This is a genomic window from Myroides sp. C6-3, assembly GCF_050522425.1.
GTDB lineage: Bacteria > Bacteroidota > Bacteroidia > Flavobacteriales > Flavobacteriaceae > Flavobacterium.
Genome location: NZ_JBMVQP010000019.1, coordinates 1 through 11,670 on the forward strand (window position 1 = coordinate 1; position 11,670 = coordinate 11,670).

Annotated in this window: 10 protein-coding genes; 8 read left to right on the forward strand and 2 right to left on the reverse strand. The window is 37.8% G+C overall.

The window, feature by feature from the left end; genetic code table 11:
* Both ACPDG9_RS09280 and ACPDG9_RS09285 read left to right on the forward strand, forming a co-directional pair.
* The coding region (locus ACPDG9_RS09280) for an OmpA family protein (RefSeq protein ID WP_430527479.1) at positions 1-642 on the forward strand (642 nt) is incomplete at its 5' end.
* Between the two features lie 72 nt (positions 643-714).
* Positions 715-3,474, forward strand: coding sequence for a PD-(D/E)XK nuclease family protein (locus ACPDG9_RS09285; RefSeq protein WP_430527480.1), 2,760 nt, complete (start codon positions 715-717; stop codon positions 3,472-3,474).
* Positions 3,475-3,516: 42 nt separating this feature from the next.
* Here ACPDG9_RS09285 and ACPDG9_RS09290 read toward each other — a convergent pair whose 3' ends face one another.
* Positions 3,517-4,302: an alpha/beta fold hydrolase gene (locus tag ACPDG9_RS09290; protein WP_430527481.1), complete on the reverse strand. Its 786-nt coding sequence runs from the start codon at positions 4,300-4,302 to the stop codon at positions 3,517-3,519.
* A 157-nt stretch (positions 4,303-4,459) separates the two neighbouring features.
* Here ACPDG9_RS09290 and ACPDG9_RS09295 point away from each other — a divergent pair, with 157 nt between their 5' ends.
* From ACPDG9_RS09295 to ACPDG9_RS09320, 6 genes are all read left to right on the forward strand, one after another.
* Positions 4,460-5,314 (forward strand): ChaN family lipoprotein, encoded by an 855-nt coding sequence (locus ACPDG9_RS09295; protein WP_430527482.1) that lies wholly within the window; start codon positions 4,460-4,462, stop codon positions 5,312-5,314.
* Between the two features lie 182 nt (positions 5,315-5,496).
* Positions 5,497-6,324, forward strand: a complete 828-nt coding sequence (locus ACPDG9_RS09300; protein ID WP_430527483.1) for a succinate dehydrogenase cytochrome b subunit — start codon at positions 5,497-5,499, stop codon at positions 6,322-6,324.
* Between the two features lie 17 nt (positions 6,325-6,341).
* Positions 6,342-8,342 carry a fumarate reductase/succinate dehydrogenase flavoprotein subunit gene (locus tag ACPDG9_RS09305; RefSeq protein ID WP_430527484.1) on the forward strand — a complete coding sequence of 667 codons (2,001 nt, stop codon included), beginning with the start codon at positions 6,342-6,344 and terminating at the stop codon, positions 8,340-8,342.
* 51 nt (positions 8,343-8,393) lie between these two features.
* Positions 8,394-9,134: a succinate dehydrogenase/fumarate reductase iron-sulfur subunit gene (locus ACPDG9_RS09310; RefSeq protein WP_430527485.1), complete on the forward strand. Its 741-nt coding sequence runs from the start codon at positions 8,394-8,396 to the stop codon at positions 9,132-9,134.
* 117 nt (positions 9,135-9,251) lie between these two features.
* Positions 9,252-10,043: a hypothetical protein gene (locus ACPDG9_RS09315; protein WP_430527486.1), complete on the forward strand. Its 792-nt coding sequence runs from the start codon at positions 9,252-9,254 to the stop codon at positions 10,041-10,043.
* 107 nt (positions 10,044-10,150) lie between these two features.
* The gene (locus ACPDG9_RS09320) at positions 10,151-10,918 is read left to right on the forward strand and encodes a nitrilase family protein (RefSeq protein WP_430527487.1); all 768 of its coding nucleotides are present in this window, start codon (positions 10,151-10,153) and stop codon (positions 10,916-10,918) included.
* Between the two features lie 70 nt (positions 10,919-10,988).
* Here the strand turns inward: ACPDG9_RS09320 and ACPDG9_RS09325 are convergent, their stop codons facing one another.
* Positions 10,989-11,411: a lipocalin family protein gene (locus ACPDG9_RS09325; protein ID WP_430527488.1), complete on the reverse strand. Its 423-nt coding sequence runs from the start codon at positions 11,409-11,411 to the stop codon at positions 10,989-10,991.
* Positions 11,412-11,670 lie beyond the last annotated feature (259 nt).

The window sequence follows — 11,670 nt, forward strand, 5'->3', positions numbered from 1 at the left end:
GGTTTACCAGAATTCAACGGATGTCCTGATACAGACGGAGATGGTATTCCTGATCATTTAGATGAGTGTCCAGATGTTCCTGGTTTAGCTGAGTTCAACGGATGTCCTGATACAGACGGAGACGGGGTGCCAGATCATAAAGACGAATGTCCAGAAGTTCCTGGTCCAAAAGAAAACAACGGTTGTCCTTGGCCAGATAGAGATGGAGACGGAGTGCCTGATCATTTAGACAACTGTCCAGATGTTCCTGGTCCTGCTTCAAACAATGGATGTCCAGAAATTAAAGAAGAGCAAGTTAAACAATTGAACGAGTACGGAAAAACAATTTTATTCCACACTGGTAAGTTTACATTCCAAGATGCTTCTTATGCGGTGTTAGATAACATCGTTAAAATTATGAAAGAATTCCCTACTGCTAAATTCCACATCGCTGGATATACAGACAGTACTGGTTCTGACAAAGTAAATATTCCATTATCTGACAATAGAGCGAATGCAGTTAAAGTTTATTTAATTGAGAAAGGTGTTGACGCGAACAGATTAACTTCTAAAGGTTATGGTTCTGAAAACCCAATCGCTTCTAACAAAACAGTTAAAGGACGTGAGTTAAACAGACGTGTTGAAATTCAATTACAAAAATAATTGAACGAAATAATCACAAGATAGAAAAGGGCTTCGAGTAATCGAAGCCCTTTTTTTATTACCTTTAGTCACATGAGTCAACAGCGTTTTTTACATCAGTTAAGTGAAGAAATAAAGAAAGATTTTCCTTCTTCTATGGATGATTTGGTTGTGGTATTACCCAATAAAAGAGCGAAGGTTTTTTTGCTTGAGCAATTGAAACAATTTTATGAGCACAGTGTTTTCGCGCCTAGTATTATAAGTGTAGAAGAGCTAGTTCAGGATATCGCCCAACTCAGAGGGATTGATGCGATCGAACTCTTATTTGAGTTTTACCATGTTTACAAAGATCTTGTAGGGGATAAAGCAGAAGATTTTGATTATTTTGTTAATTGGGCAAGGATGTTATTGCAAGATTTTAATGAAGTCGATCGTTATCTGTTAAATCCTCAGCACGTTTTTAGTTACTTGAAAGATATTGAAGATATTAACCATTGGGCAGTAAATGTGGATCAACACACAGATTTGATCAAGAATTATCTGCATTTTTGGGAACAGATACCGCTTTATTATGGTGCGCTTTACACCTATTTGAAAGAAAAAAAAATAGGTTATCAAGGGATGATTTATCGCGAGGCGGTTGCTCAGCACCAAGCTTTTTTAAAGGACAATCCGAAGCAGTATTATTTTGCTGGGTTCAATGCGTTAAATGCTGCTGAAGAAGTAATTATACAGCATTTTTTAGTAGAAAAAAGAGCGCGTGTTTTTTGGGATATTGATGAGGTGTTTCTTTTAGATCCGTATCATGATGCGGGGTTGTTTTTAAGGCGAATAAAGCAGAAGTGGCCTTATTATCAGAATCATCCATTTGAGTGGATTTCTACTCGTTTTTCTGAAGAAAAGAAGATTGAAATTATTCAAACGCCGAAAAGTGTTGGACAGGCAAAAATTGTAGGTGCTGTGATTGATCAAGCTTTGGCCGAGGGACAAGCTTTAGATCAAATTGCTGTGGTGTTAGGGGATGAAAATTTATTGCAACCTGTTTTATACGGTCTTCCTGAATCAGTGAGTAGCTTGAATATTACAATGGGATATAGCGGAAACAGTAGTCCTGTACAGCTGTTTTTGAACAAAATTTTTAAGATGCATTTAGCGGCTGTTCGCCGCGGCGGGAAACAGTATGTATTCTATTATAGAGATGTATTGGAAGTATTGACCAGCCCTGTGATGGAAGGATTATTTGAGGTAGATGAGGTAGTTGCTGAAATTCAGAAAAAAAACCTGACATTTTTCTCTTTTGATCGCTTCGAGCCTTGGGTAAAGGCAAATGATACAGAAGCTAAGAAATTGGTTTTTGCGGCTTGGAAAGACAAAGAACCTGCGGAGATCTTAAAACGATTAATTGCTTTGGTTATTAGGGTAAAGAATAAATTAGCCGTGGATAGTCAGCAAAATCGATTGATGAAAACGTTTTTGTTTACAACATACAACCTGTTGAATCGCTTGTTGTCTTATTGTGAGAAATATCCATTTATTCACTCCATTGAATTGTTACATGTGCTGTATAAGCAAATTATGGACATGAGTGAAGTTTCTTTTGAAGGAGATCCTTTAGAAGGGTTGCAGATTATGGGTATTTTAGAAAGCAGGGTGCTGGACTTTGAAACGGTTATTCTCACCTCTGTGAATGAAGGTAAGTTTCCTTCTGGAAAAAGCCAGAATTCTTTTATCCCCTATGACGTGAAAAGAGAGTTGGGTTTGCCAACGTACAAGGAAAAAGATGCAATTTATAGCTTCCACTTCTATCATTTGTTGTTGAGGGCCAAACAGGTGTATTTAATTTATAATTCCCAAGCGGAAGGAATAGATGCGGGAGAGAAAAGTAGATTTTTAGCTCAGCTAGAGATGGAAACCCAACCCGCACATCAGCTGAAAAATGTTACCTATTCTGCATATTTACCAGATAAGGCATATGAGCCCATTGCCATTGGGAAGTCGACGGAATTAGCCGCTAAGTTAAAGCATATTGCCACAGTTAAAGGATTTTCGCCTTCTGCTTTAACGACGTATTTGCGCAATCCATTGCAATTTTATATTCAGCAGGTTTTGCGTATTCGAGAAGTAGAAGAGGTGGAGGAAAGTGTAGCTTTAAATACGTTGGGAACGATTATTCACAATGCCCTAGAGAATTTATACCAACCTTATGTTGGGAAAGTGCTAGATGTTGCAATGATCAAAGCCATTCAGAAGGAAGCAGATCAAGAAGTACAGACGCAGTTTGAAGAGATTTACAACAGCGATAAAGAGAAAATGGGGAAAAACTTACTTGCCTTTGAGGTTGCTAAACGCAATGTATATCACTTCTTGAGGGAAGAGCTAAAAGGATTAGAGCAAGGAGATCAGGTAGAGCTATTAGCTTTAGAAACGAGGTTAGAACACGAGTTAGTCGATAGTCGTTTACCCTATCCAATTAAGTTGTTTGGTTTTGTGGATCGCATTGAAAATCGAAACGGAAAAATTCGCGTTATTGATTACAAGACAGGGAAAGTTGAATCGAATCAGGTAAAACTTTCGCAATGGGACGGATTGACGACACAATTGAAAAATGATAAAATTATACAGCTGTTGTGTTATGCCTTGATGTATGCCGAACAACACCATCTACAGACCCTTGAGGCGGGGATTTATTCTTTTAAAAACAGAAGAGAAGGGTTCTTATTTTTTGGTGTTCGAGAAGGTAGAACGGTGGATCACAATATTACACCAACCGTATTAGAGGCGTTTAGGGAAGAGTTGGTACAGCTTATTTTGGCTATTCTAGACCCAGAGGTAGACTTTGTCGAGACGATATAAAAAAGCGAGAAACAAGGTTCTCGCTTTTTTTAGGGGAGTACATCAATTTTTTATCCATTGAGTAAGGAGTTGTTTCAACGCCTCCTTTTGTTCTATATGAAGCATATGACCACCGTCTAGTGAATATACAGTAGCATTAGTGCCTGTTGCTTGCTCTATTGTTTCTTCATAGGGCATAACGGGATCCTCCTTGCCGAGTACGAAAGCAATACGATAGGGGGCAAAATGCAGAAGTACCTCTCTGTCAATTCGAGATTTCATTCCTTCTAATGCAGCGATAACTCCTTGTGTCGGCGTTTTCAACGCTTCTTCTCTGTTGTGGTCAATCTCTCGCTGAAGTAGAGGTCTGAGGTGGTCTGCAAAGAGATTGTTTATTGCCATCGTGATAAATAAAGTTGCATTTTTCTTGATTAATTCAATCGCTCGAACTCTATTTTGTTTGCGTTCAGGGCTATCCGCACGCGCTGTTGAATTGACTAGGAGGATGCTTTTAACTAAATCGGGATATAGTTCTGCAAAGGCGAGCGAAACATATCCACCCATAGAGTGACCGATCAGTGTCACTTTTTTTAGTTTGAGATGGGAAACAACGGCAAATACAGCATCAGCCATGTCTTCCATAGTATGGATGTAGCCCAAGCAGTCGGTTTGCCCATGTCCTAAAAGATCAATACTGATGACGCGGTGCTTAGAAGAAAAATGCGCCATATAATCCGTCCACATCTTGGCATTTTCTAAAAAGCCATGTAAAAAGATCAAGGTGTTTCCTTTGCCGCTGTCATAGTAATTGACGTGAATGTTTTTATATATGAGCGATTTTTGAATCATTATTGGTGTTTTGTTGAGGGGCAAAAGTACAGGAAGCAAGGCGAAAAACAAACTTTCTCCGGTATAAATACGCGGTTTGGCGATGGTTTTTTAATTTTTATTTATTCTAAATTACTGAAATAAAAGTATCTTTGAAGCGGATAAAAACACAGTAGATATGAAATATTTGTATACCCTATTATTCGCTTTCGTTTTGAGTACTGCTTTTGCTGGAGACGGGCAACCTTACCAAATTTACAATGCAAAAGGAAAAAAGGTTACGTATAAAGAAATGATTAAACAACTCGGTAAATCGGAGGTTGTTTTATTTGGCGAATACCACAACAATTCATTAGGACATTGGTTACAGTTAAAAGTGACGGAAAGTTTAGGGCAACAACACGCTTTGATTTTAGGAGCGGAGATGTTTGAGTCGGATAATCAGCAAGGATTGACGGATTATGTAAAGGCGAAGATCAATGAAGAGGAGTTTGCAACAGAAGTGCGCTTATGGAACAATTACAAAGGAGATTATCGTCCGTTGGTTGAATACGCTAAAGCGAATCAGCTGCCGTTTATAGCAACCAATGTGCCACGTCGTTATGCGAGTATGTTATTTAAGGGCGGAATAGAGGCGTTAGACACGTTGAAGGTTGAAGAAAAAGCGTGGATCGCTCCTTTGCCTTTTCCGTATGATCCTGAATTGCCAGGCTATAAAGAGATGTTAACCATGTTTGAGGCGGAACACGTTAATGAGAATTTGCCAAAAGCACAAGCGATTAAAGATGCCACGATGGCACACTTTATTCAGCGTAACTTCGAAGAGGGAAAACTTTTCGTGCATTACAATGGCTCTTATCACAGCAACAAGTATGAAGGGATTGTTTGGTATCTGAAAAGCTATGCTCCGCAGCTGAAAGTAGCCACGATTACCATGGTAGAGGCGGAGAATGTGGGGAATTTCGAAAAACTCAATCAAGGATTGGCCGACTTTATTCTTGTTATTGATGCGAATATTCTAAAATCGTTTTAGAATCTTGTCGAATAATTGACTATTTAGTCTTAAATCTAGTTTAGGAATACTTTTTTTTTAAGTAAAATAACGCAAAAATAATTGTTTATACTCAATATAAATAAACGCTTATGCATTGTGGATAACGTTAATTAGGTGTATTTTTGAGAGATTTTTTCAAGAAAAACAATTAAAATTACATTATGGCAAAATCTGCACTTTTAAAGTCATCCATTGCAAAGAAATATTGGATGGCTCTTACAGGGTTATTTTTATGCTTGTTTTTAGTTGGTCACTTGGTAGGGAATCTTCAGTTGATTTTTGGGGATGCGTCAAAATTCAATGAGTATGCCTTATTCATGACAACTAATCCAGCTGTAAAAGTATTATCTTATTTAACGTATATATCAATCCTTTTCCACGCGATTGATGGTATAGTTCTAACTGTTCAAAACAAAAAAGCTCGTCCGATCGGATACGCGAAAAACAATGCTGCAGCAAACAGCAAATGGTCTTCTCGTAATATGGCGGTATTGGGAACTTTATTGTTAGTTTTCATCGTAACACACATGGCGAATTTCTGGGCGAAAATGCATTTTGCTGAAATGCCATTACAGACGATTGAAGTTACAATTGAGGGTCAAGAAGAGCCTGTTCATATTTACAAGACAGTTCAGGAGCAGCCTATTGACGTTAGAGCGGTTGAAATGGGACAGTTAGAAATTAAAGGAACTTCTTTCTACCAAAAAGGGACCGATTTAAAACTTGCAGATGGTTACAAAGATTTACATAAAATCACAATTGAGTTTTTCAAAGATCCTTCTACAGGATTGATCAGCACAATTTTATATGTAATCGCAATGATTGTTCTTGGATTCCATTTATCTCATGGTTTTGCAAGCGCATTCCAATCTTTAGGGATAAATAATCCAAAGTATAACTGTTTGATTAAAGGCATTGGCTACGTATTTGCATATTTAGTTCCTGCTTTGTTTGCAATCATTCCATTATACATTCACTTTATTAAATAGTCCTAAAGAAATTGATTATGAAATTAGATTCTAAGATACCTCAAGGACCAATCGATAAGAAATGGTCTGATTATAAAAATCACATTAAATTAGTTAACCCAGCGAATAAACGTAACATTGATGTTATTGTTGTTGGTACGGGATTAGCTGGTGGATCTGCTGCTGCTACATTAGCAGAGTTAGGTTATAATGTAAAAGCATTTTGTTATCAAGATTCACCTCGTCGTGCGCACTCAATTGCAGCACAAGGAGGGATCAACGCTGCTAAAAACTACCAAGGAGATGGTGACTCTATCCACAGATTGTTCTACGATACTGTAAAAGGGGGAGATTACCGCGCTCGTGAAGCAAACGTACACCGTTTGTCTGAAGTTTCAGCGAATATTATTGACCAATGTGTGGCTCAAGGTGTGCCTTTAGCACGTGAGTACGGCGGTTTATTAGACAACCGTTCTTTCGGGGGAACTCAAGTTTCTCGTACATTCTATGCTAAAGGACAAACAGGACAACAGTTATTATTAGGTGCTTATTCTGCCATGAACCGTCAAATTGGTCGTGGAAAGATCCAAATGTACAACCGTCATGAGATGCTAGATTTAGTATTAGTTGATGGAAAAGCAAGAGGGATTATCGCTCGTAACCTAATTAACGGGGAGATTGAACGTCATTCAGGACACGCTGTAGTGATCGCTACTGGTGGTTATGGAAACGTATTCTTCTTGTCTACCAATGCAATGGGTTCTAACGTTACTGCTGCTTGGAAAGCACACAAACGTGGAGCATTCTTTGCTAACCCTTGTTTTACACAAATTCACCCAACTTGTATTCCTGTTACAGGAGACCACCAATCAAAATTAACGTTGATGTCGGAGTCTTTGCGTAATGACGGACGTATTTGGGTTCCAAAGAAAATGGAAGATGCAGTTGCAATTAGAGAAGGAAAATTAAAACCAACTCAAATTGCAGAAGAAGATAGAGATTACTACTTAGAAAGAAGATATCCATCATTCGGAAACTTAGTACCTCGTGACGTTGCGTCTCGTGCGGCTAAAGAAAGATGTGATGCTGGATATGGAGTTAACGCTACAGGAGAAGCTGTTTACTTAGATTTCGCTTCAGCGATTGAGCGTTATGGTAAAGAACAAGCGCGTATTCAACACTTAGATGAAAACGACGCAAAATTAGTGTACAAATTAGGTAGAGACGTTGTAGAGAATAAATACGGAAACTTATTCCAAATGTATGAGAAAATCGTTGATGAGGATCCATACACAACGCCAATGATGATTTACCCAGCAGTTCACTACACGATGGGTGGTGTATGGGTAGATTACAACTTAATGTCTACAATCGAAGGATGTTATGTAATTGGTGAAGCTAACTTCTCAGATCACGGAGCTAACCGTTTAGGAGCTTCTGCTTTGATGCAAGGATTAGCGGATGGATATTTCGTATTACCATATACAATCGGGGATTACTTAGCTGATGATATTCGTACAGGTGCTATTCCTACAGACTTACCAGAATTCGTTGCTGCGGAGAAAAATGTACAAGATATGATCGATCACTTAATGAATAATAAGGGATCACATTCGGTAGATTACTTCCACAAGAAGTTAGGTAAAATTATGTGGGATAAAGTAGGTATGGCTCGTAATGCACAAGGTCTAAACGAAGCAATGGACGAAATTGCTGCATTGAGAGAGGAATTCTACAAAGACGTGAAAGTTTCTGGAACTGCAGATAGCTTTAACCAAGAGTTAGAAAAAGCGCTTAGAGTTGCTGACTTCCTAGAGTTAGGTGAATTATTCGCTAAAGATGCTTTACACCGTGAAGAATCTTGTGGAGGACATTTCCGCGAAGAACACCAAACTGAAGAAGGAGAAGCGCAACGTGATGATGAAAACTTTGCTTATGCTGCTGCATGGGAGTACAAAGGAAATCCTAGAGATGCTGTTCTACACAAAGAAGAGTTGGTGTATGAAAACATTAAGTTGGTAACTCGTAGTTATAAATAATATTGAGGTATTGATTCTTGAATCATATCTTGTTGTAAAAATTCGATGCAGATGAATCTTACATTAAAAATATGGCGTCAAAAAAACGCTAAAGAACAAGGGAAAATAGTTGAATATAAAATCAATAATGTTTCTCCTGATATGTCTTTCTTAGAAATGCTTGATGTTTTAAACAACGAGCTAATTGAGAAAGGGGATGATCCCGTAGCATTTGACCACGACTGTCGTGAAGGTATTTGTGGAATGTGTTCATTGTTTATTAATGGACAAGCACACGGACCAGATAAAGGAGTTACAACTTGTCAATTACACATGAGAAAGTTTAAAGATGGTGATACGATTTATATCGAACCATTCAGAGCGAAAGCTTTTCCTGTAATTAAAGACTTAGTTGTAGATCGTACGGCTTTTGATAAAATTCAACACGCAGGAGGATTTATTTCGGTAAATACTTCAGGTAATACACAAGACGCTAATGCTATTCCTATTCCTAAACACGATGCTGACCGTTCTTTTGACGCAGCAACTTGTATTGGATGTGGAGCATGTGTAGCAACGTGTAAAAACTCTTCTGCTATGTTATTCGTTTCTGCAAAAGTTTCTCAGTTTGCTTTGTTGCCACAAGGTAAAGTAGAAGCAGCAGACCGTGTAATGAACATGGTAGCTGAGATGGATGCTTTAGGCTTCGGTAACTGTACAAATACAGGTGCTTGTGAGGTTGAATGTCCAAAAGGTATTTCTCTAGAGAATATTGCTCGTATGAACAGAGAGTACTTAAAAGCGGCCTTATAGAGGATTTTAATATTTTTTTGAAAAAGGAAAAAGCAGAACCCATGGTTCTGCTTTTTTTTGTTTTTATATTGGATGATATTAACTTATATTTGGCAACTATTAACAAAACTTTCACTAATGATAAAAAACCTCTTACTAACAATTATCCTGCTATGTACTTCATTTGTCTCTTACGGACAACTTGGTTTCGCAGCAACCGATGTGAATTATGGAAAAACGGTTCTCACATTCAAAAATGGGTCTAAAGAAACAGGAACAATAAGGGAGAAATTCACGTTGTTTGGTTCTCAATATGACGATCCTTATGAATTTAAATTTAAGACCGACGGTGCAAAAGACTATCGTCCTGTTTCCTCTAGAGATATAGTCTCAGTAGAGGTTTTTAATAAAAAAGATGAAACTAAATCCGTTGTATACTATCCTATTCGAGTTCGAAAATTTGCTAAGAAATATGAGTTCTCAGATCGCTATGTTGTGGATTTCTTTTCGTTGAATAAGTATAAGGATGTGCCTTTCTCTATGCTTCTAGTTGTTGCTAATGGGAGATTGATTCTTACCAATTATTATTTTCCTGTAGCCAATACGGATTACTTTTTCTTGTTCAATGGCGGGTATCGTAGAACAGACCGCGAGACTGCTAGACATATGATGCTACTGGATAAGGACTGCAAGGCTTTTCATGCGTATTTACAAGAGAATTATATTGATTCAAAAAAGTATAAGGAAGAGTACCAGCAAGCATTGAAAGAATTTAAAGCAACGAAGAAGGAGTATATAGCTAAACGTAGGGAAGAAGGATATTCTAAACACTGGGCTAAAATAGAATACAAAGGCGAAATGGATTTCGTGTTCTTTAAGCAAATATTAGCCAAGTACAGTGAGCTTTGTACACATGAAAATCATGAATAGTTTAGTATAACTGATACAGGGGGGTGTTGTTTGTTGGCACAATTAACCTCCAACAATCAACAGTCAACAAAGAAATTTCGTATTTTTGAAAGACTTAAAACGAACGTATGAAAATAGCCTTGATTCAAGCCCCTTTAGCTTGGGAAGATGTACAGCAAAATACAGCGTATTTTAAAGATCAATTACATCAGATTGAACGCGGAACCGATTTGGTTGTTCTGCCAGAAATGTTTGCCTCAGGCTTTACCATGCACCCTGAACGCGTTTTCATGACGATGCAAGATAAGTTTATCGAAGAATTGCAATCGTGCTGTAAATCGCTTGATTTCGCCTTAACAGGTAGTCTTGTTATCAAGGAGGACAACCTATATTACAATCGCTTGTTCTTTATTTGGCCCACAGGTGAATGTAAAACCTATGACAAGCGACATTTATTCACGCTTGCAGGGGAAGAAAAGGTGTATGCAGCAGGAAGAAGTCGCTTAGTTGTTGAATATAGGGGGTGGAATATCTGCCCTTTAGTATGTTATGATTTGCGTTTTCCAGCTTTTGCTCGAAATATCGGTGGAACATATGATCTATTGCTATATGTTGCTAGTTGGCCAGATCAGCGTATTTACGCTTGGGATTCACTCCTAAAAGCGCGTGCTATTGAAAATATGAGCTATGTCGTCGGAGTAAATCGCTGTGGAGAAGATCAAAATGACAATCAATACACCGGGCATTCTCAGGTCATTGACTATATGGGACAGTACCTTGTCGAGCCGCTTAAAGGGGAACAAGTACAATATGTTATCTTGGATAAAACAACACAAGATAAAGCGCGAAATCGCTTTGCATTTCTGAAAGATGCTGACGATTTTGACTTGAAGTAAATGTGTCCTATGAATTCTTGGACAGCACAAATAAAAGAAAGCTACCCATTTAGGTAGCTTTTTTATAGCATTACTTTCTTGTGAAAGAGTCTTTGGATTTCCCGTTAATTAGGTTTAAAGTAGTACCATCAACCACTTCAAATAGGTAAGATACTGTATCAATACTTGATGTACCATTACCAATGCTCTCTTGCTCCAAGAATAATTTATCTCCTTCTACCCACCACTTTTTCGTTTGAAGTGTAGCCCTATTAATTGAAGCTGCTGTTCCGTCTTCTTTTAATTCGAAACCTTGTACTTCTTTGTCATTAATAGGGTTTGGTTGTGTCCAGGAAGCAACTAATTCTTTTGTGTCTACTGCTTGAGGTGTTGTTGTTTCCTCTACTACTTCTGTAGTTGTTGTTTCTTCAACAGGAACTTCTTTTGGTTGTTTACAAGAAGCGAAAGCAAGAGCTAAAAATGCAAGAGCTAAAGTCATTTTTGTTAATCTCATTGTAGATTAGATTTAAATTTTGATCGATCAAATGTAGAACAGGAAAGTGTAAAAAAATCTTTTTAGTAATAATTTAAATAAGCTTATAATTTGCTATTAATTAATATGTTGTGTGGTTTTGTTTGAACAGTTTTACGCGCTTTAGTTAATTATTTCGTTCAGAGTTTCTTGGTTATTCGCTGGGAGAGTAAAAATTGATTTATATAAGGTATTTCCTCTTGTGTGGCAGCATAAAAATCACTCCTTTTAGTGATTTTTC